Raw genomic sequence first — 24,105 nt, 5'->3', positions numbered from 1 at the left:
GTGCTTACTCCGCTTGGGCGTTGGCCGCCAGGGCCCGCAGGGTGGAGAGGGCGCGTTCGGCGTCCTTGCTTGCGACGAACAGGTGGTCGTGGAAGTAGCCAGCGACCACGTTGCAGCTGATCCCGGCCTGGGCCAGGGCGGCGGCGAAGGCGGCGGTCAGGCCCACGGCGCTGAGGGAGGAGTGCACCTCCAGGGTGATCCAGGCGGCGTGATAGTCGTAGGCCAGGCCGAGGCGGTCGGCTTCGCCGCGTTCGAGTATCGCGGTCAGGCCTTCGCGCTCACGGAAGCTGCCCAGGGGCTCGCAGCCCTGTAGTTGGGCGGCGCTTTCCAGGGTGCAGAACACGTAGCTGCCGGGGTTGAGGATCGGCGACATGTCGCGGATCAGGAGGGAGAGAGTGGTTTCGCCGGCCATGGTGCTGTCCTTCGAGCGGATTCGGATGTGGCGAGTCTGGAGGTGGGCGCTGTATAAGGAAAACGAATCTTCCTGATCTGGCATTAGGAGAACTGATGTTCGACTACAAATTGCTTTCGGCCCTGGCGGCCGTGGTGGAGCAGGGCGGCTTCGAGCGCGCCGCGCAGTTGCTCGGCCTTTCGCAGTCGGCGGTGTCCCAGCGGATCAAGTTGCTGGAGGCGCGGGTCGGCCAGCCGGTGCTGGTGCGGGCCACGCCGCCGGCACCCACCGAGGTCGGCACGCGCCTGCTCAACCATGTGCAGCAGGTGCGCCTGCTGGAGCGCGACCTGCAACGCCAGGTGCCGGCGCTGGAGGAGGGTGGCATGCCGGAACGCCTGCGTATCGCCCTCAACGCCGACAGCCTGGCCACCTGGTGGGCCGTGGCGGTGGCGGATTTCTGCGCCGAGCAGCGGGTGTTGATGGAGTTGGTGGTGGAAGACCAGGAGGTGGGCCTCAAGCGCATGCGCGCCGGCGAGGTGGCGGCCTGTGTCTGCGGGGCCGAGCGGCCGGTGGCCGGCGCCCGCAGCCTGCCGCTGGGCGCCATGCGCTACCGCGCCCTGGCCAGCCCGGCCTTCATCGCGCGGCACTTTTCCTCGGGGGTGACGGCCCAGGCCCTGGCCCGTTCGCCGGCCATCGTCTTCGGCCCGGACGACTCGCTGCAGCACCGCTACCTGGCGACCCTGGGCGTGGAGGGTGGCTTCGTCCACCACCTCTGCCCGTCATCCGAGGGTTTCGTGCGTATGACCGAAGGTGGTCTCGGCTGGGGCCTGGTGCCGGAGCAACAGGTGAGCGCGCAGCTGGCCCGTGGGGTGTTGCGCGAGCTGATTCCCGACCGGCCCATCGATGTGCCGCTCTACTGGCACCACTGGCGCCATGGCGGCGAGTTGCTCGGCCTGTTGACCGACCACCTGCTCGGGGCGGTCGGCCGCTGGCTGGTACCCCTGCAACGCTGAGGCTCAGGAGTCGATACGGATCTTGCTGGAGCCGGGGAGCTGTTCCACGCAGCGCTCGCCCAGCAGTTGCGATGGCGTGAAGTAGCCCCCGGCGCCCTGGTAGTCCAGCAGGTGGCGCACCGCGTGGAGCACGCCATGCATCGTCACCTGGTAGCCGTTGGCGGTTTCCAGGCGGGCCGTGCGCCGTTCGCCGGCTGCGTTGCGTGCTTCGCCCCAGACCCAGGTGGGACGATTCTCGCGGGTGGCCTGGTCGGGTCCGATGAGACGCCGGGCCGCCAGTTCCTTCAGCTTGCGCTGGACCCAGGCGCCACCCAGGAGGCCGCGCAGCGGATCGGCCAGGCGCATGCCCAGGGCGACGGCGGCAGGGGTCGGCAGGTAGACCTCGATATTGGGGATACCGGTGGAATAGAAGGCCGTGGCGACATCGCCCCAGGGGATGGTCACGGCGTCCTTCGGTCCACGGCCGAAGTCGATTTCGCGTCGCCTGTGGCCCAGGGGAACCGGGCGCAGGCGACCGTTCTCGCGCACCTGGCCGCCCATGGCCAAGGCCTCGATGCTGGTCTTGGCGGTACCCGGCGAGAGGCCGCTGTCGCTGTCGAAGCCCAGGGCCAGGTGGCTGGCGTCGGGCAGGGCGGCCTTGAGGCAGGCGGCCACGCAGTCGGTGGGAATCACATCGAAGCCGACACCGGGACAGACCACGATGCCGGCTTTTTTCGCGGCGGCATCCTGGGCATGGGCCAGCGCGAACACGCTGATTTCGCCGGTGATATCCAGGTAGTGGGTGCCACTGGCGAGGCAGGCCTGGAGCATCGGTGTGCTGGTGGCGGAGAAGGGGCCGGCGCAGTGGGCGACCACCTTCACGCCCTCCAGGCGTTCGGCGGCGTGGGCGGGTGTGTCCAGGTCGAAGACCCGGGTCGGCAGGCCGAGGCGCGAGCCCAAGGCCTCCACCTGGGCCGGGTCGCGACCGGCGAGAATCGGCGTCAGCCCCTGGCGCAGGGCCTCTTCGGCCACGAGCTGGCCGGTGTAGCCGTAGGCGCCGTAGATCATCCAGGTGTGTGTGCTCACTGCGTATTCCCTCGGCGGTGGATTCGCAGACAACCTTAGCCCACGGCACCCCGGCGGGGCGGGAACGAAGCGCCACGGCAGCGTTCAGAGTCGTTCTATTGGCTCGCGATGCCACACCTGGCGGCCGCCGGGGCTGCTAGAGTCGCGGGCATTACAAGGCAGACCAAGGGGCCATTGATGAAGATTCTGGTGACGGGGGCGAGTGGATTCATCGGCGGGCGTTTTGCCCGTTTCGCTCTGGAGCAGGGACTCGACGTGCGGGTGAACGGCCGCCGTCCGGAAGGTGCCGAGCATCTGGTCAAGCGCGGCGCCGAGTTCATCCAGGGCGACCTGTCGGATCCGGAGCTGGTGCAGCAGTTGTGTCACGACGTCGATGCGGTGGTGCATTGCGCCGGCGCCGTGGGCGTCTGGGGCAAGTACGAGCACTTCCACCAGGCCAACGTCCAGGTCACCGAGAACGTGGTGGAAGCCTGCCTGAAGCAGCGGGTGCGGCGCCTGCTGCACCTGTCCTCGCCGTCGATCTACTTCGATGGCCGTTCCCATGTCGGGATCAACGAAGAGCAGGTACCCAAGCGCTTCTCCGATCACTACGGCGCCACCAAGTACCTGGCCGAGCAGAAGGTCTTCGCCGCCGAGGAATTCGGCCTGGAGGTCATGGCGTTCCGCCCGCGCTTCGTCACCGGCGCCGGCGATACCAGCATCTTCCCGCGCCTGATCGCGATGCAGCGCAAGGGCCGCCTGAAGATAGTCGGCAACGGCCTGAACAAGGTCGACTTCACCAGTGTGCAGAACCTCAACGACGCGCTGTTCAGCGGCCTGCTGGCCACCGGCCCGGCGCTGGGGCAGGTCTACAACATCAGCAACGGCCAGCCCGTGCCGCTCTGGGACGTGGTCAATTACGTGCTGCGCAAGCTGGGTGAACCCCAGGTGCGCCGACATGTGCCCTATGGGGTGGCGTACAGCGCGGCGCTGCTCAACGAGTCGGTCTGCAAACTGCTGCCGGGGCGCCCGGAGCCGTCGCTCTACCGCCTGGCCGTGGCGGTGATGGCCAAGGATTTCTCCCTGGATATCAGCCGCGCGCGGCAGTACCTGGAGTACGACCCGAGGGTGAGCGTCTGGACCGCCTTGGACGAGTTCTGTGCCTGGTGGGGCGCGCAGCAACCCTGACGTCGGTCAGCCCCGTAGCGGCCCTGCGTACTGGGTGTACTTGCGGATCAGTTCCTCCTCGCTGAGCACCGGCGCCTTCAGGCGCACGCCGGTCAGTTCGCTGAGGCGCTCACCCAGTTCGCGCGTGGCGCCCTGCCGGGATTCGGCACAGGCGTTGAGCATGGACAGGATGGCGTCGGGCTGGCTGAGGCGAATATCCACAGCCTGTTCGTCACGAAGCTGGCGTCGCAGCGTCTGCATGCAATCCAGCACAGCCTTGGTCAGTTCCACTCCTTCTTCCCCCCATCGTCGGTTGAAGAGGGCCCCGACCCCACCTCCTGAGGTGCGGAGCCCAGCGCAGCACGGGCTGCGTCTGGTAATGGCCCCGTGCCGGGGCTGGCAAGTGGCTAGCAAGCCCCGTACCAGGCCGCAAGCCCCGGAACCGTTGGGCCCTGGCGTGGTCAATGAAGGGGTGCTGCTCTCCCGCGGTGCAACCCGCACCGCCCTGGCGCGACGCTGAACACTGTCGTGCGAACCGGTATACTCCCGGCCATTCGCGGTTCTGCGTTTCCCTCCAAAGGTCCCCCCATGCGTAATGACGCTCTCGACGAAGTGGATGATGTCCCCAGCCTGAAAACCGATGCCCGTGATCGCGAGGAGTTCGGTCATCAATCGGCGGCCGAGCCGCTGCATCGCCACGCTGGCTATGCCCCGGCCCCGCAAAAGGCCAAGGGTGCCAGTACCGGTGCGCTCTGGGCGCTGGTGGTGGCCCTGCTGGTGGCGCTGTGCGGCCTCGGCTGGTGGAGCTTCCAGCAGATCAGCCTGATGGAGCAGCAACTGGTCGCTACCCAGGAAAGCTTCGCCCGCATCAGCGAGGAGGCTGCCGGTCGCATCCAGGACATCTCCGGCAAGGTGGTGGCCACCGAGTCCAACATCACCAGCGGCAGCGAGTCCCTGAAGCTGCAGCTCAAGCAAGTGCAGGCCAAGCTGGCCGAACTGAGCAAGCAGCAGCAGAGCGCCAGCGCCCAGCTGGGCAGCCAGGGCAAGCGCGTCGAGCAACTGGCGGCCGAGCTCAAGACCACCCAGGGCGCCGCCACCCAGTTGGGTAGCCAGCTGGGCAGCAAGCTCGATGGCCTGGTCGCCGAGCAGGGCAAACTGAAGGCCGCCCAGGGCGATATCAGCCAGCTCGATGGCCGCCTGAAGGGCCTGGGCAGTGATGTCGAGGCGCTGAAGAAGCAGGGCAACCCGAGCCAGGCGATCAAGAGCCTGGAGCAGGACCTGCTGGTGCTGCGTAGCGAGCTGGACAACCGCCCGGCACCGTCCCAGGGCGCCAGCACCGCGGAGTTCGACGCCTTCCGCGCGCAGATGACCCGCAATATCAGCACCCTGCAGAGCCAGGTGCAGAACCTGCAGCAGCAGATCAATATGCGCTGATTGGTCGCTTGAATGAAAAAAGCTCCTGCATTCAGGGGCTTTTTTGTGGGCGATTGTCGGGGTGGGGGATGAAGGGGGTGTGAGCAGCGGTACAAGGGTGGATGTCGCTTTTCACATCCACCATCGGTGCTTGGCCGAACCTCGCTTGGTGGACCGATGAAGCGTGGTCCACCCTTGGCTGAAACTCCGTGAAGTGAAGTTCAGAACCTGACGACATAGCTCATGTAGAAGCGCTCGGCGTTATGGGTGATGATCCCCGCCGGACCGCGAGAGCTGAAGGTGCGGCGCTCGCCATCCGGCACGCCCTTGGTGTGGAACTCGTTGTGCAGCCAGGCCAGGCTCAGGCCTTTCAGGGCGCCGGTGAAGTTGTATTGCACCAGGCTCTGGAATTCGCGCCGGGAGAACCCGTCATAGCCGTCGGCATGGTCGGAAAATGCATAGTGGACATCCAGCCTTAGTTGCGGGACACCCAGCATCGCGAAGTTGGTTCCGCCCATCAACTTGAACATCTCTTCGTCTTCCAGGCCGAAGTAATAGAACAACTTCGCGCTGCTGTTCCAGGTGCCGTGGTCCTTGCTGAAGAACAGTCTGTCGAAGTCATCGCCGCGAACTTTGTTGTAGGTCATGCCCACATATTGGTTTTCCGTGCGGAACTTGGCGGACAAGTCGGTATATCGGGCATGGTGGGACTTTTCCGCTTCATAGAGCCCGGGTACGCCGGCGTGATCGAACAGGTCACCGGCGTCCTGCTGCATGCCTTCGGTGGCATAGAGCTCGATGGAGCGCCCGGCGTCCAGGGCGATGCTGTGTTCCAGTTTCAGCGAGGCGACCCGCAGGTAGTCCCTGGACTCGGCGTACTCGGCCAGCAGGCGGCTGCCGAAGGGGAGCTGGTAGCCGAGGGCGAAGAGTTGCAGGTTGTCGATGCGCTCGCCGCTGAAGTTGGTCAGTTCGTCGCCCCAGCCGTTCTCGTTGCGCGGGCTGAAGCGGTCGATGTGGCTGTAGCGCAGGGTGAGGTCGCTCAGGCGGTAATCCAGGTCCAGGCCCTGGGTGGCGGCGGGCAGGATGCGGGTGGCGTCATCGGCGTATTGGGCGTAGCGGCGGACCTTCTTGCCGCCGCCCATCACCAGTTCGCCGGCGTCGCCAGCCAGGCGTCCGCGCAGGTAGGCCTCGATGGGCTTGGCCAGGCCGTGGGGCGATTGCACCGAGCCGTCGGGTTGCAGGTTGCTCAGGCTGTTGGCGTCGTCGCCGATGCGCAGGTCGTTGGCCAGACCGTAGCTGTAGTCCAGGCCGAGCATGTCCTTGTACCAGCCGGAGTTGAAACTGAACTGCGTGGCCTGGACCCATTCATCGCGGGTGGGGCCGGTGCCGCCGCCGTCGTTCTCCTTCCAGTAGAACTGGCTATAGCGCAGCGAAGTCAGGCTGTCTTCGAGGAAACCCTGGGCGGCGGCACTCCCGGCCAATAAGCACATGGCAATCCCGGCCAGGTGCCTGCTACGAACTTTGCACATCTCATCACCTTTTATTCTTGTGTTATGACGACAAGGCCGATGTTCGGGCCGGGACCTATTGTCGAATCACGGGAATAAAGGGCAATTCAATTGGGTTCCACACTATGGAATATGGATTCCACTGAAAAAGTGCGCGCAAAGTTGCCGCCGGAATGGTCCGGCGGCAACTTGCAGGTTGTATCGAGGCGTATTCAGACGAGGCTGTTCTGCAACTGGCTGACGGTGGCGGCCAGGCTGCCGAGGTGGCGCTGCTGGACGTTTTCGACGCTGTCGGCGTCCCGTGGCCAGTGCAGGGCGATGCTGCCCACCAGGCGGTCCTGGCTGAGCACCGGCAAGGCGACGGCGCGGATCAGAAAGGGCAGGCGTACCGCGTATTCCCAGCTGCCCTCGGTGCGTTCGCCAAAACCCTGGGTGTGGGTCTGCTCATGGGCCCGCAACAGGTCGTCGCCACTCATGCGGTGGCGCTGGGCCAGGCGCTGGACCTCGGCACAGTCGAGCTCGCCGAGGCAGGCCTTGCCCATGGCCGAATGGAACAGGCTGGCCTGCTGGCCCATGACCAGGCGATTGTTCGGATAGCGCTTGCGCAGCACGTCGGGAATGGCGCTCTCCATCACATGCAGGTCGTCACCGTCGAAGAACGACAGGTCCGCCACCAGCCCGGTGCGCTCGGCCAACTCGCGCAACAACGGTGCGGCCTGTTCCACCAGGTGGCGGCTGAAGCGCTGGTCGGGAGTGCCGAACAGCCGCCGCGCCCGCAGGCGGTAGCGGCGGTCGCACAGGCCACGGTAGATCCAGTCCTGCTCCAGCAGTGTGTGCAGCAGGCGCGACACCGTGGCCTTGGGCAGGCCGGTGAGGTAGTGCAGTTCTTCCAGTCCAAGCTCGTGGTGCTCGCCCAGCAGCTCGACTATGGCCAGTGCCCGTTCCACCGAGCGGACCGTGCCACTCTCGTCTTTGCCCTGCATCTCCGCCCCCTGGTGCGCCGCGCCTCGATCGACCGCAAGCATATTGCAAGATCGGGACCCGAACGCGCCGGGGGCGATTGCCTGCGGCCTAGCCGGCATCATTGAGCAACGGTGGCGGGCAGTTGCGCACCCACTGGGTGAGCTGTTCGTGGGCGTGGGCCAGTTGCAGCACCGCCAGGTCGGCCTGCGCCGGGCCCATGATCTGCAGGCCCATGGGCAGGCCGGAAGGGTTGAAGCCCACCGGCACGCTCATGGCCGGGATGCCGGCCAGGGTGGCGCCGATCACCACTTCCATCCAGCGGTGGTAGGTGTCCATTTCGCGTCCGGCTATGGCTTTTGGCCAGTGCAGCCGTGCATCGAAAGGAAACACCTGTGCGCTGGGCAGGAGCAGGAAGTCGTAACGTTCGAAGAGTTTTTCCACCGCGCGGTACCAGTCGCTGCGATCCAGGCTGGCCCGGAAGACGTCCGCCGCGCGCAGGCCCAGGCCGCTTTCCACTTCCCAGACCGCCTCGGGCTTGAGCAGGGCACGCTTGGTCGGATCGGCATGGGCCGCCGCCAGGTTGCCGGCCACCAGCCACTGGCGATGGACCAGCCAGCAGTTCCACAGGCGCTCCATGCTGTATTCCGGCTGGCAGTCCTCGACCAGGCAGCCGAGGTCGCGAAAGTCCGCCAGGGCGCTTTCGCAGAGGGCCAGCAGGCCGGGCTCCATGGGCAGGTAGCCGTTGAAGTCGCCGAGCCAGCCGATGCGCGCGCCGGCGAAGTCGCGCTGCAGCGGGCCGACCAGGTCCGCCGTGCTGGACAGGGCCAGGGGCGCGGCGCGATGGGGGCCGGCCTGGGTGCGCAGCAGCGCCGCCACATCGGCCACGCTGCGGCCCATGGGGCCCTCGGTGCCCAGTTGCTGGACGAACAGCTCCGGCGTCGGCCCGAAGGGCACGCGGCCCTGGGACGGGCGCAGGCCGTAGACGTTGTTGAAGGCCGCCGGGTTGCGCAGCGAGCCCATCATGTCGCTGCCGTCGGCCACCGGCAGCAGGCGCAGGGCCAGGGCCGAGGCCGCGCCGCCGCTGCTGCCGCCGGCGCAGAGGCCGGGAGCGTAGGCGTTGCCGGTGGTGCCGAAGACGCTGTTGTAGCTCTGCGAGCCGAGGCCGAATTCCGGCACGTTGCTCTTGCCAATGAAGATCGCTCCGGCGGCGCGTACCCGCGACACGGCGATGGCGTCGTGCCGGGCCATCTGCCCGGCGAACAGCGGCGAGCCCATGCTGGTGGGCAGCCCGGTGCAGGCGGCGAGGTCCTTCACCGCCTGGGGCATGCCGTGCATCCAGCCCAGGTACTCGCCCCGGGCCAACTGGCGGTCACGCTCATCGGCTTCGGCCAGTAGTTCCTTGGCCGGGCGCAGCGCGACCAGTGCGTTGACCGCCGGATTGAAGCGCTCGATCTGTTCCAGGTAGGCCTGCATCACCTCGCGGCAGGACAGCTGGCGGCTGCGGATCGCCTCCGACAGCGGCAGGGCCTCGAGGGCGACGATTTCCTGCTGCGGCGAGGTGGAGCGGGGTAGGGCGTTTTCGAAACGGGTCATTCACAGGCTCCGAGCGGAAGTGGCGAGCAGGTTGCGGCGTTTCTCCAGGGCGGCGGGGGCGCCTTCGCGCAGGAAGCCGATTGCGGTCAGGCCGATCAGCGAGGCGAAGAGCACGTAGAAGGCCGGGGCCACCGGCGTGCCGGCCGCCTGGGTCAGCCAGGTGACGATGAAGGGCGCGAAGCCGCCGAACAGCATCACTGCCACGTTGTAGGCGAGGGCGAGGCCGGTGGAGCGCACGCGGGTGGGGAACTGCTCGGCCACGGCGGTGGGCGCCGGACCGTAGGAGACGCCGATCATGGTGCAGAGCAGCAGTTGCATCACCAGCAAGCGTTCGATGCTGGGGGCCTGGGCGACCCAGGAGAACAGCGGGTAGACCAGCAGGAAGAAGGCCAGGGTGCCGGCGAACAGCACCGGGCGCCGGCCAATGCGGTCGGACAGGGCACCGGCCAGGGGAATGATGACGGTCATCAGTGCCACCGCCAGCATCTGCACCATGAACACCTGGTCCAGGGGCAGGCCGAGCTGCTTGTGGGCGAAGGTGGGCATGTTCACCAGCACCACGTAGAAGGACACGGTGCCGCTGATGGTGCTGCCCATGGTCACCAGCACGGCGCGGCGGTGCTCGCGCAGCACCTGCATCAGGCTGAAGGACTCGCCCTTGTGGGCTTCGCGGGCGTCGAGGAAGGCCTCGGTCTCTTCCATGTGGCGGCGCATCCACAGCCCCACCGGGCCGATCAGCAGGCCGAGGATGAAGGGCACGCGCCAGCCCCAGCTGTCCAGCGCTTCGGGCGTCAGCATATGGGTGACCAGGGCGCCCATGCCGGCACCGGCGAACACCGCCAGGCACTGGCCGAACAGCTGCCAGGCGCCGTAGAGGCCGCGGCGGTTGTCGGGCGCGCTTTCCACCAGGAAGGCGGTGGCGCTGGCGTACTCGCCGCCGGTGGCGAAGCCCTGGAGCATGCGTGCCACCACGATCAGCAGCGGTGCGCCGAGGCCGATGGCGGCGTAGTCGGGGGCGAAGGCGATCATCGCGATGGCCAGGGTCATCAGCAGGATGATCAGCTGCATGGCCGCCTTGCGGCCCTTGCGGTCGGCATAGAGGCCGAGCAGGACGCCGCCCACCGGGCGCATGAAGAAGCCGACGCCGAAGGTGGCGAGGGCCATCAGCAGCGAGGTGTATTCACTGTCGGAGGGGAAGAACAGCCGGGCGATGATGCTGGACAGGAAGCCGTAGACGATGAAGTCGTACCACTCGAGGGCGTTGCCGATGACGGCGGCGGTCACCTGGCGGGAACGCGGGGTTCCGCTCTGGGAAGCGTGCATGGGAATTCTCCGGAGACTGGGACGTTAGGCGGCAGTGGCAGAAGCCTGGGAAAGCACCGGCGGAGTCTGGAACCAGGTTTCCGTCAGCGCGGCCCAGTACGCGGCGCCGCGTACCAGGATGTCGTCGTTGAAGTCGTATCCGGGGTTGTGGACCATCGGCCCGCCGGTACCGTTGCCGATGAACAGGTAGCTGCCGGGGCAGCGCTCGAGCATCCAGGCGAAGTCTTCGCTGCCCATCACCGTGGGGGCGTCCTGGACCTGCGCGGCGCCCACCAGTTCTTCGCCCACGCGGCGGGCGAAAGTGGTCTGTTCAGGGCTGTTGACCAGCACCGGGTAGGCCGGTCGGTGGCTGATGCTGGCGCGGCAGCCGTAGCTCTCGGCCTGGCTGTGGATAATTGCCCGCACCCGTTCCAGCACCAGCTCGCGTACCCCCGCGTCGAGGGCGCGCAGGCTCAGGCGCAGCAGCGCGCTCTGGGGAATCACGTTGGCTGCTTCGCCAGCCTGCAGGGCGCCTACCGTCACCACCGCCGCCTGCTGCGGGTCGACGTTGCGGCCGACCACGGTCTGCAGGGCCATCACGGTGCTGGAGGCGGCTACCAGCGGGTCCACCGACAGGTGCGGCATGGAGCCGTGGCCGCCAACCCCTTCGATCACCACTTCCAGCAGGTCCTGGGATGCCATCAGGGGCCCTTCGCGGAAGCACAGGTGGCCGGCGGCGAGGCCGGGCATGTTGTGCATGCCGAACAGGGCCTCGGAGGGGAAGCGTTCCAGCAGGCCGTCGGCGAGCATCGCCTCGGCGCCGCCCTGGCCTTCCTCGGCGGGCTGGAAGATCAGGTTGAGGGTGCCCTGAAAATTGCGGGTGGCCGCGAGGTAACGCGCGGCGCCGAGCAGCATGACGGTGTGGCCGTCGTGGCCGCAGGCGTGCATGCAGCCGCTGTGGCAGCTGCTGTAGGGCAGGTCGGTGGCTTCGATGATGGGCAGGGCGTCCATGTCGGCGCGCAGGCCCAGGCTGCGCGTGGCGTTGCCGTTGCGCAGCACGCCGACCACGCCGGTGCGGCCGATGCCGCTGTGTACCTCGTAACCCCATTCGGTCAGCAGACGCGCCACCAGGGCGGCGGTGCGCTGTTCCTCGAAGCCGAGTTCGGGGTGGGCGTGGATGTCCTGGCGCAGGGCCTTGAGTTCACCGGCGATGTCGTCGAGCCAGGCGTCGATATGGGCGTAGCGGGCCATTGTTGTTGTTCTCCTCGTTGGGGGCGGCTGGACGTCAGCTAACCGCGCGGGTGAGAGGAGGACAATCGAAGGTGGTTCCACTGGGTGGAACAGGGGGCGGGGGCAGGCGTGAGTGACCCCTCTCCCGCGTGCGGGAGAGGGGTCGAGAAAGCGGCTTTCAGGGCAGCGGATCGGCCTCCGGCAGCAACTGGCAGCCCTGCCTCGGGCCGAGCCAGGCGGCGGTGCTGCTGCGGCCCAGGCCGCTGGCGGTCACGCGCTTGCGTTCGGCATCGTCGAGGAAGCCGCTGGTGGGCACGTACTGCTTCACATAGCCCTGGCAGTAGTCGGCGGCGTTGTCCATGACGTAGCGGCAGGAGCAGTACTCCTTGGCCGTGTAGGCGCTGATGATGCCGGGGAAGGCGGCCAGGTAGGTACGGTTCTGCCAGGCCGTGGCGGCCAGCAGCACCAGGGCCAGCACCAGCAGGCTGCGGATGGGGCGGCGGGCGATCATTGCGGCATCTCCGGGGCGAACGCGGCCAGGGCCAGCTTGAGGAAGTCGTTGTGCCGGTAGCTGCCGTCGCGGTCGTCGGCGTAGCGCACGATCACCAGTTTCTGGCTGGGCAGCACGTAGAGCGCCTGGCCCCAGTGGCCGAGGGCGGCGAAGGCGTCTTCCGGAGCGTCCGGCCAGGGCTTGGCGGCGCCGGCCAGCTGGGCGTTGAGCCACCAGTGGCCGCCGGGGACGGCCTCGCCGGGCTTGGCCGGGTCGGGCTGGTAGTCGGCGAAGGGCTTGCGGTTGAACGCGACCCAGTCGGTTGGCAGCAGCTGGCGCTCGCCCCAGCGGCCGTCGCGCTGCATCAGCAGGCCGACGCGGGCCAGGTCGCGGGCGGTCAGGTAGCTGTAGGAGGAGCCGACATAGGTGCCGGCGGCGTCGGTTTCCCACACCGCCGAGCGGATGCCCAGGGGCTCGAACAGCGCGTTCCACGGATAGTCCGCGTAGGCCGCGTCACCGACCATGCCGCGCAGGGCGGCGGAGAGCACGTTGGTGTCGCCGCTGGAGTAGCGGAAGCGCTTGCCGGGCATGGCGTCCAGCGGGTGGTCGGCGGCGAAGGCGGCCATGTCGCCGCGGCCACGGGTGTAGAGCATGGCCACCACCGAGGATTTCAGCGGCGCGTATTCGTAGTCTTCCTGCCAGGCGAGGCCGGAGGCCCAGTGCAGCAGGTCTTCCAGGTGCACGTTGGGATGGCCGGCGAAGCCCGGGTAATAGCGCGCGACCGGTTCGTCCAGCTTGAAGCGCTGCTCGCCGTAGGCGACGCCCAGCACCGAGGCCAGCAGGCTCTTGCTTACCGACCAGGTGAGGTGCGGGGTTTGCGCGCCGGTGGGGCCGGCGTAGTGCTCGTAGATCAGCTCGCCATCGCGGATCACCACCACCGCATCGCTGCGCACGCCCTTGCGCTCGGCATCATCGCGCTGGGGGAAGGCGTAGCGTTCGAAGGCCTGCACGGCGGCGCCACTGGGGGCGGGGCCGCTCTGCCAGTCGGCGGCGGGCCAGGTCTCGGCCCGGGCCAGGCCGGCGACCAGGGCGAGGGCCAGGCCCAGTGGGCGGATGAAGGGGATGGGCATCGGCGGGCCTCTTGTGCTTATTGGAGGGCGCAACCTAGCACGGGCCATATGACGGTAAAAAGCGCCGAACGCGCCGGCTTATGGGGTTATTCGGCGCGATAGGTCAGTCAGCGCGGCAGTCGGTAATCCTCGGGCCCGAGCAGGTCGATGCCGCATTCCAGGTTCTCGATCCAGTAGAGGAAGGCGCTGATCATTTCCTTGCCGACGAAGGGCCGGCCGTGCTGCGGGACGATCATCTCCACGTCCATGCCACGCACCATGTCGGCCCAGAGCCGGCAGACCTTGTTGCTGGCCATGTAGCGGCGGTGGAAGCCTTCCATGTTCGGCACGTGGTTGACGAAGTCGCGCACCGGCGAGGCGTCGTCCACGAGGGAGGCGCCCATGTCGCCGGAAAAGAGGATGCGGCTGATCGGGTCGTAGATCTGGAAGTTGCCCACCGAATGGAGGAAGTGCGCCGGCACCGCCTTCAGCTGGCACTGGCCGAGGGTGATGGACTGGCCACGGTCGGGCAGGGCGATGATGCGGTCGTAGGTGGAGATGCCGTGGCTGATGGCCAGGTAGTTGGCCGTGAGGTGCGGCAGGAAGCGCGCCCAGAGCTTGGAGCAGATCACCTGGGCGCGGGTGTGCAGCAGCCACTTGTCCAGGGAGGCGATGATGTCCGGGTCCTGGTGCGAGGCGAAGATGTAGGTCAGGTCCTGCACCGGCATGTGCTTGGACAGTTCCAGCGACAGCGGGGTGTAGGTCAGGTCGCCGCCCGGGTCCAGCAGCAGGTACTGTTCATGGTCGGTGATCAGGAACTGGTTGGACTGCACGCCGTCGCCGCTGACCAGATCGTCGAACATCAGGCATTGGTGGGGGCCGTTATCGAACAGCACGATGGGGTCGCGACGCATGGAAACCTCTGTAGGAATTGCGACGCGCAGATGTAAGGCATTTCCCTCCGATACACCCTGACGTGGATCAAGACACAGGCTATACGCATGCAGCAGAACGTAGGATGGGTCGGGCGGCGTTCCGCTGAGCCTGCGAAACCCATCGAACCGTCCGCATGGGTATCGCTTCGCTCAACCCATCCTACGCGCGTACCGCTCGCAATCAGGCGATGCCCAGCGCCGCCAATGCCTTTGCCAGGCGCTTGGCCCGCGGGCCGCTGGCGATTTCCAGCACGCCCTGGTCGCGCTTCCAGAGCTCGGCCCAGTGCGCCGGGCCGCTGGCGAAGGCGGCGTCCAGCTCAGGCTTGAGCGTCTTGAACTCGGCGAACAGAGCGGCCAGCAGCAGATGCATGGTCGGGGTGGTCGCGCATTGGCGGGAAACCTCCGCGGCGCCGGCGAGCAGGCCCAGCAGGCGCAGTTGCAAGGCCTGGGGCCAGGCGCAGTCGCGGCCGACGCCATAGAGCCAGGCCACCAGGGCGGCGAGGACGTGCAGGTCCTCGATGCTGCGGAAGGGCTTCACGTAGGCGTCCCAGCCGTCCCCGGCCAGGCGCTCGCAATGGGCAGCCTCCAGGTGCAGGCGGGCGTGGGGCACGTCGGGCATCAGCGGCAGCGGCTTGAGCGTTTCGATGCGCACGCCGGGGTCGCCATTGCGCACCACGGTCAGCGCCAGGCGTGGCGCGTCGCCACCGGCTTCCTCGCGGGCCGCCACCAGCAGCCAGGCGGCGGAATCGCCTGCGGTGACGAAGTCCTTGCGTCCGTTGAGGCTGAGCCCGCCCAGCCGGGTCTGCATGTCCGCCGGGCGCACGCTGCGGTTCTCGGTGACGCACAGGGCTCCCAGGCTCAGCGGTGCCGAGGGCCAGAGCAGGCGCAGCGCGCCCTGGTAGCCGGCGAGGAAGGCCAGGCCGGGGGTGGCGGCCAGCTTGCCGCCGAGCACCGCCAGGTCGAAGGGGGTGACCTCGTCCAGGCGTTCCAGCAGGGCGCTGTACCAGTCTTCCAGGGATTGGCCGGAGGGCAGGCGGGCGGAGGCGTCGAGCAGGCGTTGCCAGGGCATTGGAGGCTCCTTGGGGGTTGTCATGCAAGCATCACGGGACCGTCACGGTGGTGACACCGGGTCTACCTAGCCTGAGCTTGCACAACAAGATCATCCGGCTGCAACCGGGATCGAGCCGGCCTACGGAGGCTTATTCATGACCCAGATCGCCATGACCCGCGACAGCGTCGCACCCAACGGGAAGAGTCCTCGCCGTCTGCACGCCGAACGCCTGGATGGCGTTGCCGCGCTGCGCGAGGCGCAAGCCCTGCGTTTCCGTGTGTTCAGCGCCGAGTTCGATGCCAAGCTGCAAGGCGCCGAGTTCGGCCTCGACATGGATGACTACGATCCGCACTGCCAGCACATCGGCGTGCGCGACCTGGACAGCGGCGAGCTGGTGGCCACCACTCGCCTGCTGGACCACCAGGCCGCCCACGACCTGGGCCGCTTCTACAGCGAAGAGGAATTCAGCCTGCACGGCCTTGGCGAACTGCAGGGGCCGGTGCTGGAGATCGGCCGCACCTGCGTCGACACGGCCTACCGCAACGGTGCCACTATCGCCGTGCTCTGGGGCGAACTGGCCGAGGTGCTGAACCAGGGCGGCTACCGCTACCTGATGGGCTGCGCCAGCATCCCCATGCAGGATGGCGGCATCCAGGCCCAGGCCATCATGCAGCGCCTGCGCGAGCGCTACCTGTGCACCGAACATTTGCGCGCCGAGCCGAAGACCCCGCTGCCGACGCTGGAACTGCCCGGCAATGTCATCGCCGAGATGCCGCCGTTGCTCAAGGCCTATATGCGCCTGGGGGCGAAGGTCTGCGGCGAACCCTGCTGGGACCCGGACTTCCAGGTGGCCGACGTGTTCATCCTGCTCAAGCGCGACGAGCTCTGCCCGCGCTACGCCCGCCACTTCAAGGCGGCGGTCTGAGCCCATGCTGCAGTCCCTGCGTTTCTACGGGCGGGTCGCCCGGTTGTTGGCGGTGATTGGCCTCGGCGTGCTGCTGGCGCTTTGGGTCGGGCTGCGCGAGCGGGCCGGCGCGGGTGACCTGATGGTGAGCCGGCAGCGCCTGACCCGCTGGTTTCTCGCCCGCCTGACCGGCGCCCTGCCGTTCCGCGTGCGGGTCAGCGGCCGTGTGCCGGAGCAACCGATGCTCTGGGTCGGCAACCATGTGTCCTGGACCGATATCCCGCTGCTGGGTGCCGTGGCGCCGCTGTCGTTTCTGTCCAAGTCCGAGGTGCGGGCCTGGCCGGTGGCCGGGTGGCTGGCGCACAAGGCCGGTACCCTGTTCATTCGCAGGGGCTCGGGAGACAGCGGCCTGGTGGGGCAGCAACTGGCCCGTCACCTGGGCCACGGGCGCCACCTGCTGATCTTTCCGGAGGGCACCACCAGCGATGGTAGTCACCTGAAAACCTTTCATAGCCGGCTGCTCACCAGTGCGGTGGAAACCGGTGTGCCGGTGCAGCCGGTGGCCATCCGTTACCTGCGTGACGGACAGCGGGACGAGATCGCCCCCTTCATCGGCGAAGACGACCTGCTTTCCCATCTGGTGCGCCTGTTGCGCAGCGACCTGGCCGAGGTGGAAATCCAGTTGCTGGAGCCCATTCCCAGCCAGGGCCTGAGCCGCACGATGCTGAGCCAGAAAGCGAAGAGCGCCGTGCAACAGGCGCTCTTCGGTGAGGTGCGGGACGAGGCCCTGGCCGCCTGAGTGGCGGTCAGGCCGGGTTGTGGTCCGGCCAACGGATCGGCGGCACGGCGAGTATGTCGCAGTCCAGTTCGCGCATGGCCGCATCGGCCACGCTGCCGATCAGTACCCGCTTCATGCCCGTCAGGCCGCGCGTGCCCATCACCAGCAGGTCGATCGGTTCGCGCTCCAGCACCCGACGCAGTGCCGTCATGGGTTGGCCTTCTTCGATCAGGCGCTCATCGATGACCGACCCCAGTTCTTCGTGCAGCAGGAACTCATCCAGCGCGGCGGTGGCGCGGCGACGCTCTTCCACGGCGTAGTCGCCCGGAATCATCCCGGCGCCCGCGCCGGCCGCCAGCAGCATGGCGCCGCCCAGCGGGTCGAAGGCGTGCAGCGCCTTGGCGCCGGACCTGGGCAGCAGACCCAGTTCATGGGCGGCGCGCACGGCCTGGGCCGAGGCGGGAGAGCAGTCCAGGGCCAGCAGGGGCATCAGGTAGTCGTCCTCGGCGGTCTTGTTCACCAGCAGGATGGGGACATGGCTGGTGCGCAGCAGGCGCTCCAGGGTAGTACCGACGAAGATGTCGCGTAGCGGGTTCTTGCGGTGGCTGCCCACCACCAGCAGGTCGATTTCGGCCCAGCGGGTGCAGTCGGCGATGTGCTTGGCCGGGTCGCCCACTTCCACCCAGATTTCCGGCGCGCGGCCGGCCAGCTCGGTGAAGAACGGCTGCTGTTCGTTCAGGTAGCGCCGGACCTGTTCCAGCTCCAGCTCCACGCGCAATTGCGGCTGGTCTTCGTCGACCACATGAAGGATGAACCAGGGACAGTCGAACTGCCGGGCCAGGCGTGCGGCTCGACGCAGGGCTCGATCGGAACGATTGGATAAATCTGTCGCCAGCATCAGGGCTTTCATCGGGCACCTCCGGTAAAGGTCGTACCCTGATTGCACTCCAGTTGTAGGAATTGGCCCTTGATACAGGTCAAGCGAGGCTTTTTTGTCTGTCGGCGAAATCCTGCAGTTCTGGGTAAAACTGACGGAAGTCATCGCTCAGGGGCTGGTAAAGGGCTTCCAGCTCGGCCATGGCGCCGGCCAGTGCATCGGGCCGTGACAGCCGTCGCGCCATGCCGGCGATCACCAGCTCGAGGGTGTCGAATTCACGGTAGCTGCCGAGCCAGTCCTGGGCCGCCATGCGCGGGGCGATCAGCGCCAGGCGCTCGGGCAGTCGCGGCTCGGTCACCAGCACCTGGTAGACCTGTCGGGTGAAGGCATCCAGCGGTTCGGCGGCATACAGCCCCCAGTCGCGGGCCAGGCAGTGGTCGAAGAAGACGTCAAGCAGGATGCCGGAGAAGCGCCGTCGTTCGGCAGGGAAACGCAGCCTGGCCTGGGTGACCAGTGGGTGGCTGTCGGTGAACGCGTCGATGCGTCGGTGCAGGCGGATACCGGCCTCGATTTCCGCCGGCCAGCGCCCGGCCAGAGGCCCCTTGACGAAGTCGCCATAGAGGCTGCCGAGCAGTTGCGCGGGCTGCGGACCGCCGAGGTGGAGATGGGCCAGGTAGTTCATCGGCTGAGCTTAACCCAGGGCGGGTTCTATCATGTCGGTTGATGAAGACTATCGGTCGAAACGATCCTGTATCGTCTTTGATCGATATAAAGTTCGCTCCATTCCGATATACGAATCCCGGCCATGAACACATCCATCGACCTCGACGAAATCATCAAGGCACTCGCCCACCCGATGCGGCGCGAGATGCTGCAGTGGCTCAAGGAGCCGGAGAAGTACTTCGTCGAGCAGGACCACCCCTTCGAGATCGGCGTCTGCGCCGGCAAGTTCGACCAGCGCTGCGGGCTGTCCCAGTCCACCGTTTCCGCGCACCTGGCGACCTTGCAGCGTGCCGGCCTGGTGACCAGCCGCAAGGTGGGCCAGTGGAACTTCTTCAAACGCAACGAGACCGTCATCGCTGAATTTCTTCGCCAGATGAGCGACGAGCTGTAACCGCAGCACCTGCCTACAACCCTAAACCTTCCAGGAGCAGGCCAATGCCTACTGCGCTTCTCGTCCTCGCCTTGTCCGCATTTGCCATAGGCACCACCGAATTCGTCATCATGGGGCTGTTGCCCGAGGTGGCCGCCGACCTTGGCGTATCGATTCCCGGTGCCGGCTGGCTGGTCACCGGCTACGCCCTCGGCGTGGCCATCGGTGCCCCCTTCATGGCCATGGCCACCGCCCGGCTGCCGCGCCGGGGCGCCCTGCTGGTGCTGATGGGGGTGTTCATCGTCGGCAACCTGCTGTGTGCCATCGCCGCCAACTACGGCCTGCTGATGCTCGCCCGGGTGGTCACCGCGCTGTGCCACGGTGCTTTCTTCGGCATCGGTTCGGTGGTGGCGGCCAGCCTGGTGCCGGCCAATCGCAAGGCATCCGCCGTGGCCCTGATGTTCACCGGCCTGACCCTGGCCAACGTGCTCGGCGTGCCCCTGGGCACCGCCCTCGGCCAGGTCGCCGGCTGGCGCTCCACCTTCTGGGCGGTGACCCTGATCGGCGTTGCCGCGCTGATCGGCCTGTGGCGCGTACTGCCGCGCCAGGCCGACGAGGAGGCCACCGACATCCGTGCCGAGTTCGCCGCCCTGCGCGGTGCCGGGCTCTGGCTGGCGCTGTCCACCACCGTGCTGTTCTCCGCCGCGGTGTTCTGCATCTTCACCTACGTGGCGCCGCTGCTGGGCGAGGTGACAGGCGTTTCGCCCCGTGGCGTGACCTGGAGCCTGCTGCTGATCGGCCTGGGCCTGACCCTGGGCAACATCATCGGCGGCCGCCTGGCCGACTGGAAGCTGGCGCAGACCCTGATGGGCGTGTTCGTCGCCCTGGCGGTGGCCTCCAGTGCCCTGACCTGGACCAGCAGCGCACTCATACCCACCGAGATCACTTTGTTCCTCTGGGCCACGGCCGCCTTCGCCGCCGTGCCGGCCCTGCAGGTCAACGTGGTGAATTTCGGCAGTGCCGCACCGAACCTGGTCTCCACCCTGAACATCGGCGCCTTCAACGTCGGCAATGCCCTGGGCGCCTGGATCGGCGGCCTGGTCATCAGCCAGGGCTACGGCCTCACCACTGTCCCCATGGCCGCTGCCGTGCTGGCGATCCTCGCCCTGATAGCGACCCTGCTCACCTTCAGCAACCGTAATCCCGAGCTGCAACCGGCTCTCGACTGACCCGAGGTAATACGACATGCCCACGCTCTTCGACCCGATCAAGATCGGCGACCTGGAACTCGCCAACCGCATCATCATGGCGCCCCTGACCCGCTGCCGCGCCGACGAGGGCCGCGTGCCCAACGCCCTGATGGCCGAGTACTACACCCAGCGCGCGTCCGCCGGGCTGATCATCAGCGAAGCCACCTCCGTCACCCCGCTCGGTGTCGGCTACCCGGACACCCCCGGCATCTGGTCCGACGAGCAGGTCAAGGGCTGGAGCAACATCACCAAGGCCGTGCACGGCAATGGCGGCAAGATCGTCCTGCAGCTGTGGCACGTGGGCCGTATCTCCGACCCCAGCTACCTGGACGGCGAAGCCCCGGTGGCGCCCAGCGCCATCGCCGCCAAGGGCCATGTCAGCCTGCTGCGCCCGCTGCGCGACTACCCGGTGCCGCGTGCCCTGGAGACCGAAGAGATCGCCGATATCGTCGAGGCCTACCGTGTAGGTGCCGAGAATGCCCAGGCCGCCGGTTTCGACGGGGTGGAAATCCACGCCGCCAACGGTTACCTGCTGGACCAGTTCCTCCAGGACGGCACCAACAAACGCAGCGACCAATATGGCGGCTCCATCGAGAACCGCGCTCGCCTGTTGCTGGAAGTCACCGATGCGGCGATCAAGGTCTGGGGTGCCGGCCGTGTCGGCGTGCACCTGGCGCCGCGCGCCGACTCCCATGACATGGGCGACTCCGACCTGGCCGCGACCTTCGGCTATGTGGCCCGCGAACTGGGCAAGCGTGGCGTGGCCTTCATCTGCGCCCGCGAGAAGGAAGGCGCGGACAGCCTGACGCCGCAACTGAAGGAAATCTTCGGTGGCGTGTTCATCGCCAACGAGCGCTTCACCAAGGCCAGCGCCAACGCCTGGCTGGAAACCGGCAAGGCCGACGCCGTGGCCTTCGGCATTCCCTTCATCGCCAACCCAGACCTGCCGGAGCGCCTGCGCCAGGACGCGCCCCTGAACGAACCGCGTCCCGAGCTGTTCTACGCCCAGGGGCCGGTGGGCTACATCGACTATCCGCGACTGTAAGCCGGCGCTGCTGAAGCCAAGGCCCCGTCCCGCAAGGACGGGGCCTTTTCATTTGGCCTTGGGAAACCGACCCTACGGTGGGGCATGGATGTTCGCTTCGGGCTGGCGGGCCTCCTGCGGATGCGCATGAATTCGCACCTGGAGGTTTTACGCGGAGCCACCAATGGGCTTTCCTCTGGTAGCGTTGCACCCATCCCTCGCCCGGCTCGTGGCGGAACTCGGGCGGTGATCCGTGTGACCAATGGAGCTCGGCTAGAGTCTTTGCGCCGACAGCGACATGCCAAAGGAAGCCTGCATGCACAAATCGATACGCCCCGTCATTGCCCTGCTCGGCGTCCTGGCCCTGCCCGTGCACGCCAGTTGGTACCTGGACAACGAGTCGTCGCGGATCTCCTTCATCTCCACCAAGGCCGGCAGTATTTCCGAGGTGCACCGCTTCCTCACCCTGCACGGCAAGATCGGCAAGGATGGCAAGGCGAACCTGCGGGTGGAACTGGAATCGGTAAGCACCGGGGTGCCGCTGCGTGACCAGCGCCTGCGGGATCAGTTCTTCGAGATCGCCAAGTACCCCGAAGCCGAGATCACCGCCCAGCTCGACCTGCGCCCGATCACCGACCTCGCCCCCGGCGCCCAGCTGGAGCTGGGCCTGCCGCTGACGCTGAAGATCCGCGACAAGCAACAGCAGTACCGCGCCGAACTCCTGGCCACGCGCCTGGACGACCATCGCTTCCAGGTGGTGACCCTGGCCCCCCTGGTGGTGCAGGTGGAGGACTTCGGCCTGACCACGGCGCTGGACGGGTTGCGCAAGCTGGCCGGCGTGCCGGGTATCAGCCTGTCGGTGCCGGTGGGTGCGGTGCTGATCTTCACGGAGCGCTGATGGGGCCGATATTCCCCTGGAAGGCCGGCAACCGCTTCGAGCTGTTGATCGATGGGCCGCAGTTCTTTCCGATCATGCTCACCGCGATTGCCAGGGCCGAGTACCAGGTTGCGCTGGAGCTCTACCTGGTGGAAGACGGCAAGTGCAGCGAGGCGCTGGTGGATGCCCTCTGTGTTGCCGCCGTGCGCGGCGTGCGGGTGCGCTGCCTGTTCGACGACTTCGGCAGCCGCGGCCTGGGCGCCGTGGCGCGCCAGCGTTTGCAGGATGCCGGGGTGCTGCTGCAGTTCTACAACCCGCTGCGCTGGCGCAGCGGCTTCCGCAACTTCTACCGCGATCACCGCAAGATCCTGGTGGTGGACGACCGCCAGGCCTTTGTCGGCGGCACCGGCTCCACCGACGAATTCTGGGACCCGACCCAGGAGGCCAGTCACTGGCATGAGGTGATGGTGGCCATCGAGGGGCCGCTGGTGGCGCACTGGCAACTGATCTTCGAGTACCAGTGGCTGGCCAACCTCGGCCGGCATCCCTGGAAGCCGGGGGAGGCGCCGGGCCTGGCCCATCTGCCGCCCTATCCGGCGGTGGGGGAGGGGCTGGGACGGTTGGCCTATGCCGACGCCAGCCAGCATCGGGACATCGTTCAGTCGCTGGTGCGCAGCATCCGCATGGCGCGCAGTCGCATCTGGCTGGCGACGCCCTATTTCCTGCCCAGCTGGAAGGTACGCCGTGCCCTGATCAAGGCGGCGCGACGCGGCGTCGAAGTGCGCCTGCTGCTCACCAGCCGGCACACCGACCATCCGCCGGTGCGTTTCGCCGGCCAGCGTTACTACCCGCGCCTGCTGCGTGCCGGGGTGCGGATATTCGAGTATCAGCGGCGCTTCCTGCACCTGAAGATGGCGCTGGTGGACGACTGGGTGAGTGTCGGCTCCTGCAACTTCGACCACTGGAACCTGCGCTTCAACCTGGAAGCCAACCTGGAGGCCCTGGACCCGAGCTTCACCGAGTCGGTGGGGGCCTGCATGCGCCAGGACTTTGCCGATAGCCGCGAGATCAGCATGGACGACTGGCATGCACGCCCCCTGCACAAGCGTCTGCGCCAGCGCCTCTGGGGCTGGCTGGACCGCCTGGTGGTGAACCTGCTCGACCGCCGTCGCTGAGCGTCATCCCTCTCCTGTAGTAGGGGCCTATTACCTGCGGGCCAGGGTACCTGGGGATAATTGGCTACCCTTTGAAGCCCGAGGGCTTCCAATCCAGGAGCATGAGCAATGGCCGCGAAGAAGATTCTGATGCTGGTCGGCGACTACGCCGAAGACTACGAAACGATGGTGCCCTTCCAGGCGCTGCTGATGGTTGGCCACACCGTGCATGCCGTGTGTCCGGACAAGATCGCCGGGCAGACCGTGCGCACCGCCATCCATGACTTCGAGGGCGACCAGACCTACAGCGAGAAGCCGGGCCACAACTTCGCGCTCAACTTCGATTTCGCCAAGGCCCGGGAGGCGGACTACGACGCCCTGCTGATCCCCGGTGGCCGCGCCCCGGAATACCTGCGCCTGAACGCCGCCGTACTGGAGCTGGTAAAGGCTTTCGACAAGGCCGGCAAGCCCATCGCCGCCGTCTGCCACGGTGCCCAGTTGCTGGCTGCCGCCGGTGTGCTGGCAGGCCGCGAATGCAGCGCCTACCCGGCCTGCGGACCGGAGGTGAAGCTCGCCGGTGGCCAGTATGTGGATATCCCGGTAGACGCCGCCCATACCCAGGGCAACCTGGTGACGGCCCCAGCCTGGCCGGCGCATCCCGCGTGGCTGGCCGCTTTCCTCAAGCTGCTGGGGACAAAGATCGAGCTCTGACCGTAGGTTGTGGCTGAGCTGTGCGAAGCCCAACACCAAGCGGCGAAATGTTGGGCTTCGCTGCGCTCTGCGCCAACCTACCCGGATTGCATCCGGGCTACCGGGAGGCCGGCGCATCCCGCCTGGCTGGCCGCTTTCCTCAAGCTGCTGGGGACAAAGATCGAGCTCTGACCTTAGGTTGTGGCTGAGCTGTGCGAAGCCCAACACCAAGCGGCGAAATGTTGGGCT

The 24,105-nt window shown here is 67.3% G+C and carries 25 protein-coding genes; 11 read left to right on the top strand and 14 right to left on the bottom strand.

What is annotated here, in order from left to right; translation table 11 throughout:
• Positions 1 to 4 precede the first annotated feature (4 nt).
• Entirely contained in the window at positions 5 to 412 is a 408-nt protein-coding gene (locus PCA10_RS23250) for an ACT domain-containing protein (protein ID WP_016494540.1), read from the bottom strand.
• Positions 413 to 507: 95 nt separating this feature from the next.
• Between PCA10_RS23250 and PCA10_RS23245 the strand changes: the two genes are divergently transcribed.
• A complete protein-coding gene (locus PCA10_RS23245; RefSeq protein ID WP_016494539.1) occupies positions 508 to 1,404 on the top strand; it encodes a LysR family transcriptional regulator ArgP in 897 nt (298 codons plus the stop codon).
• Between the two features lie 3 nt (positions 1,405 to 1,407).
• Here the strand turns inward: PCA10_RS23245 and PCA10_RS23240 are convergent, their stop codons facing one another.
• Complete coding sequence (locus PCA10_RS23240; protein ID WP_016494538.1) at positions 1,408 to 2,451, bottom strand: saccharopine dehydrogenase family protein; 1,044 nt, start codon at positions 2,449 to 2,451, stop codon at positions 1,408 to 1,410.
• Positions 2,452 to 2,646: 195 nt separating this feature from the next.
• Here PCA10_RS23240 and PCA10_RS23235 point away from each other — a divergent pair, with 195 nt between their 5' ends.
• A complete protein-coding gene (locus PCA10_RS23235) occupies positions 2,647 to 3,636 on the top strand; it encodes an NAD-dependent epimerase/dehydratase family protein (protein WP_016494537.1) in 990 nt (329 codons plus the stop codon).
• Positions 3,637 to 3,642: 6 nt separating this feature from the next.
• Here the strand turns inward: PCA10_RS23235 and PCA10_RS23230 are convergent, their stop codons facing one another.
• Positions 3,643 to 3,906, bottom strand: a complete 264-nt coding sequence (locus tag PCA10_RS23230) for a hypothetical protein (RefSeq protein WP_016494536.1) — start codon at positions 3,904 to 3,906, stop codon at positions 3,643 to 3,645.
• A 297-nt stretch (positions 3,907 to 4,203) separates the two neighbouring features.
• Between PCA10_RS23230 and PCA10_RS23225 the strand changes: the two genes are divergently transcribed.
• Entirely contained in the window at positions 4,204 to 5,049 is an 846-nt protein-coding gene (locus PCA10_RS23225) for a hypothetical protein (RefSeq protein WP_016494535.1), read from the top strand.
• Between the two features lie 200 nt (positions 5,050 to 5,249).
• On the opposite strand, the gene PCA10_RS23220 is transcribed toward PCA10_RS23225, so the two are convergent.
• The 9 genes from PCA10_RS23220 to PCA10_RS23180 all read right to left on the bottom strand — a co-directional run bounded on the left by PCA10_RS23220 (position 5,250) and on the right by PCA10_RS23180 (position 15,227).
• On the bottom strand, positions 5,250 to 6,557 hold the full coding sequence (locus PCA10_RS23220) for an OprD family outer membrane porin (RefSeq protein WP_016494534.1): 1,308 nt from the start codon (positions 6,555 to 6,557) through the stop codon (positions 5,250 to 5,252).
• Between the two features lie 191 nt (positions 6,558 to 6,748).
• Entirely contained in the window at positions 6,749 to 7,519 is a 771-nt protein-coding gene (locus tag PCA10_RS23215; RefSeq protein ID WP_016494533.1) for an IclR family transcriptional regulator, read from the bottom strand.
• An 88-nt stretch (positions 7,520 to 7,607) separates the two neighbouring features.
• The gene (locus PCA10_RS23210; protein ID WP_016494532.1) at positions 7,608 to 9,092 is read right to left on the bottom strand and encodes an amidase; all 1,485 of its coding nucleotides are present in this window, start codon (positions 9,090 to 9,092) and stop codon (positions 7,608 to 7,610) included.
• Positions 9,093 to 10,415 carry a citrate-proton symporter gene (locus tag PCA10_RS23205; RefSeq protein ID WP_016494531.1) on the bottom strand — a complete coding sequence of 441 codons (1,323 nt, stop codon included), beginning with the start codon at positions 10,413 to 10,415 and terminating at the stop codon, positions 9,093 to 9,095.
• Positions 10,416 to 10,439: 24 nt separating this feature from the next.
• Complete coding sequence (locus PCA10_RS23200; protein ID WP_016494530.1) at positions 10,440 to 11,645, bottom strand: M20 aminoacylase family protein; 1,206 nt, start codon at positions 11,643 to 11,645, stop codon at positions 10,440 to 10,442.
• Between the two features lie 157 nt (positions 11,646 to 11,802).
• A complete protein-coding gene (locus PCA10_RS23195) occupies positions 11,803 to 12,135 on the bottom strand; it encodes a hypothetical protein (RefSeq protein WP_016494529.1) in 333 nt (110 codons plus the stop codon).
• A complete protein-coding gene (locus tag PCA10_RS23190) occupies positions 12,132 to 13,244 on the bottom strand; it encodes a serine hydrolase domain-containing protein (protein WP_016494528.1) in 1,113 nt (370 codons plus the stop codon). Before PCA10_RS23190 ends, PCA10_RS23195 begins: the two co-directional genes overlap by 4 nt.
• A gap of 107 nt (positions 13,245 to 13,351) precedes the next feature.
• Positions 13,352 to 14,137 (bottom strand): oxygen-binding di-iron domain-containing protein, encoded by a 786-nt coding sequence (locus PCA10_RS23185; protein WP_016494527.1) that lies wholly within the window; start codon positions 14,135 to 14,137, stop codon positions 13,352 to 13,354.
• A gap of 202 nt (positions 14,138 to 14,339) precedes the next feature.
• On the bottom strand, positions 14,340 to 15,227 hold the full coding sequence (locus PCA10_RS23180; protein ID WP_016494526.1) for an acyl-CoA dehydrogenase middle domain-containing protein: 888 nt from the start codon (positions 15,225 to 15,227) through the stop codon (positions 14,340 to 14,342).
• A gap of 136 nt (positions 15,228 to 15,363) precedes the next feature.
• Between PCA10_RS23180 and olsB the strand changes: the two genes are divergently transcribed.
• A complete protein-coding gene (gene olsB / locus PCA10_RS23175) occupies positions 15,364 to 16,134 on the top strand; it encodes an L-ornithine N(alpha)-acyltransferase (RefSeq protein WP_016494525.1) in 771 nt (256 codons plus the stop codon).
• Positions 16,135 to 16,138: 4 nt separating this feature from the next.
• Positions 16,139 to 16,912, top strand: a complete 774-nt coding sequence (locus tag PCA10_RS23170) for a lysophospholipid acyltransferase family protein (RefSeq protein WP_016494524.1) — start codon at positions 16,139 to 16,141, stop codon at positions 16,910 to 16,912.
• Between the two features lie 7 nt (positions 16,913 to 16,919).
• Here the strand turns inward: PCA10_RS23170 and PCA10_RS23165 are convergent, their stop codons facing one another.
• Together PCA10_RS23165 and PCA10_RS23160 are read right to left on the bottom strand one after the other, a co-directional pair.
• On the bottom strand, positions 16,920 to 17,801 hold the full coding sequence (locus PCA10_RS23165) for a universal stress protein (RefSeq protein ID WP_016494523.1): 882 nt from the start codon (positions 17,799 to 17,801) through the stop codon (positions 16,920 to 16,922).
• A gap of 67 nt (positions 17,802 to 17,868) precedes the next feature.
• Complete coding sequence (locus PCA10_RS23160; protein WP_016494522.1) at positions 17,869 to 18,450, bottom strand: acyl carrier protein phosphodiesterase; 582 nt, start codon at positions 18,448 to 18,450, stop codon at positions 17,869 to 17,871.
• 123 nt (positions 18,451 to 18,573) lie between these two features.
• Between PCA10_RS23160 and PCA10_RS23155 the strand changes: the two genes are divergently transcribed.
• From PCA10_RS23155 to PCA10_RS23130, 6 genes are all read left to right on the top strand, one after another.
• Positions 18,574 to 18,882 (top strand): ArsR/SmtB family transcription factor, encoded by a 309-nt coding sequence (locus PCA10_RS23155; RefSeq protein WP_016494521.1) that lies wholly within the window; start codon positions 18,574 to 18,576, stop codon positions 18,880 to 18,882.
• 44 nt (positions 18,883 to 18,926) lie between these two features.
• A complete protein-coding gene (locus PCA10_RS23150; RefSeq protein WP_016494520.1) occupies positions 18,927 to 20,090 on the top strand; it encodes an MFS transporter in 1,164 nt (387 codons plus the stop codon).
• A gap of 16 nt (positions 20,091 to 20,106) precedes the next feature.
• Complete coding sequence (locus PCA10_RS23145) at positions 20,107 to 21,156, top strand: alkene reductase (RefSeq protein ID WP_016494519.1); 1,050 nt, start codon at positions 20,107 to 20,109, stop codon at positions 21,154 to 21,156.
• A 295-nt stretch (positions 21,157 to 21,451) separates the two neighbouring features.
• Positions 21,452 to 22,033 (top strand): YceI family protein, encoded by a 582-nt coding sequence (locus PCA10_RS23140; RefSeq protein WP_016494518.1) that lies wholly within the window; start codon positions 21,452 to 21,454, stop codon positions 22,031 to 22,033.
• Positions 22,030 to 23,187 carry a phospholipase D-like domain-containing protein gene (locus tag PCA10_RS23135; RefSeq protein ID WP_041770418.1) on the top strand — a complete coding sequence of 386 codons (1,158 nt, stop codon included), beginning with the start codon at positions 22,030 to 22,032 and terminating at the stop codon, positions 23,185 to 23,187. The genes PCA10_RS23140 and PCA10_RS23135 overlap by 4 nt, the downstream gene beginning before the upstream one ends.
• A 108-nt stretch (positions 23,188 to 23,295) precedes the next feature.
• Positions 23,296 to 23,877 carry a DJ-1/PfpI family protein gene (locus tag PCA10_RS23130; RefSeq protein ID WP_016494516.1) on the top strand — a complete coding sequence of 194 codons (582 nt, stop codon included), beginning with the start codon at positions 23,296 to 23,298 and terminating at the stop codon, positions 23,875 to 23,877.
• The last annotated feature ends 228 nt before the right edge of the window (positions 23,878 to 24,105 follow it).

Origin of the sequence: Pseudomonas resinovorans NBRC 106553 (assembly GCF_000412695.1) — a bacterium.
Lineage (GTDB): Bacteria > Pseudomonadota > Gammaproteobacteria > Pseudomonadales > Pseudomonadaceae > Metapseudomonas > Metapseudomonas resinovorans_A.
This window is presented reverse-complemented; position numbering and strand designations above follow the sequence as displayed.

Excerpts from the sequence above, each read along its gene's own strand:
- PCA10_RS23195 (WP_016494529.1), bottom strand. The coding sequence starts at position 12,135 with ATGATCGCCCGCCGCCCCATCCGCAGCCTGCTGGTGCTGGCCCTGGTG.
- PCA10_RS23140 (WP_016494518.1), top strand. The coding sequence starts at position 21,452 with ATGCACAAATCGATACGCCCCGTCATTGCCCTGCTCGGCGTCCTGGCC.
- PCA10_RS23245 (WP_016494539.1), top strand. The coding sequence starts at position 508 with ATGTTCGACTACAAATTGCTTTCGGCCCTGGCGGCCGTGGTGGAGCAG.
- PCA10_RS23155 (WP_016494521.1), top strand. The coding sequence starts at position 18,574 with ATGAACACATCCATCGACCTCGACGAAATCATCAAGGCACTCGCCCAC.
- PCA10_RS23150 (WP_016494520.1), top strand. The coding sequence starts at position 18,927 with ATGCCTACTGCGCTTCTCGTCCTCGCCTTGTCCGCATTTGCCATAGGC.
- PCA10_RS23190 (WP_016494528.1), bottom strand. The coding sequence starts at position 13,244 with ATGCCCATCCCCTTCATCCGCCCACTGGGCCTGGCCCTCGCCCTGGTC.
- PCA10_RS23145 (WP_016494519.1), top strand. The coding sequence starts at position 20,107 with ATGCCCACGCTCTTCGACCCGATCAAGATCGGCGACCTGGAACTCGCC.
- PCA10_RS23205 (WP_016494531.1), bottom strand. The coding sequence starts at position 10,415 with ATGCACGCTTCCCAGAGCGGAACCCCGCGTTCCCGCCAGGTGACCGCC.
- PCA10_RS23170 (WP_016494524.1), top strand. The coding sequence starts at position 16,139 with ATGCTGCAGTCCCTGCGTTTCTACGGGCGGGTCGCCCGGTTGTTGGCG.
- PCA10_RS23200 (WP_016494530.1), bottom strand. The coding sequence starts at position 11,645 with ATGGCCCGCTACGCCCATATCGACGCCTGGCTCGACGACATCGCCGGT.
- PCA10_RS23185 (WP_016494527.1), bottom strand. The coding sequence starts at position 14,137 with ATGCGTCGCGACCCCATCGTGCTGTTCGATAACGGCCCCCACCAATGC.
- PCA10_RS23215 (WP_016494533.1), bottom strand. The coding sequence starts at position 7,519 with ATGCAGGGCAAAGACGAGAGTGGCACGGTCCGCTCGGTGGAACGGGCA.
- PCA10_RS23180 (WP_016494526.1), bottom strand. The coding sequence starts at position 15,227 with ATGCCCTGGCAACGCCTGCTCGACGCCTCCGCCCGCCTGCCCTCCGGC.
- PCA10_RS23250 (WP_016494540.1), bottom strand. The coding sequence starts at position 412 with ATGGCCGGCGAAACCACTCTCTCCCTCCTGATCCGCGACATGTCGCCG.
- PCA10_RS23240 (WP_016494538.1), bottom strand. The coding sequence starts at position 2,451 with ATGATCTACGGCGCCTACGGCTACACCGGCCAGCTCGTGGCCGAAGAG.
- PCA10_RS23210 (WP_016494532.1), bottom strand. The coding sequence starts at position 9,092 with ATGACCCGTTTCGAAAACGCCCTACCCCGCTCCACCTCGCCGCAGCAG.
- PCA10_RS23235 (WP_016494537.1), top strand. The coding sequence starts at position 2,647 with ATGAAGATTCTGGTGACGGGGGCGAGTGGATTCATCGGCGGGCGTTTT.
- PCA10_RS23225 (WP_016494535.1), top strand. The coding sequence starts at position 4,204 with ATGCGTAATGACGCTCTCGACGAAGTGGATGATGTCCCCAGCCTGAAA.
- PCA10_RS23160 (WP_016494522.1), bottom strand. The coding sequence starts at position 18,450 with ATGAACTACCTGGCCCATCTCCACCTCGGCGGTCCGCAGCCCGCGCAA.
- PCA10_RS23130 (WP_016494516.1), top strand. The coding sequence starts at position 23,296 with ATGGCCGCGAAGAAGATTCTGATGCTGGTCGGCGACTACGCCGAAGAC.
- PCA10_RS23165 (WP_016494523.1), bottom strand. The coding sequence starts at position 17,801 with ATGAAAGCCCTGATGCTGGCGACAGATTTATCCAATCGTTCCGATCGA.
- PCA10_RS23220 (WP_016494534.1), bottom strand. The coding sequence starts at position 6,557 with ATGTGCAAAGTTCGTAGCAGGCACCTGGCCGGGATTGCCATGTGCTTA.
- olsB (WP_016494525.1), top strand. The coding sequence starts at position 15,364 with ATGACCCAGATCGCCATGACCCGCGACAGCGTCGCACCCAACGGGAAG.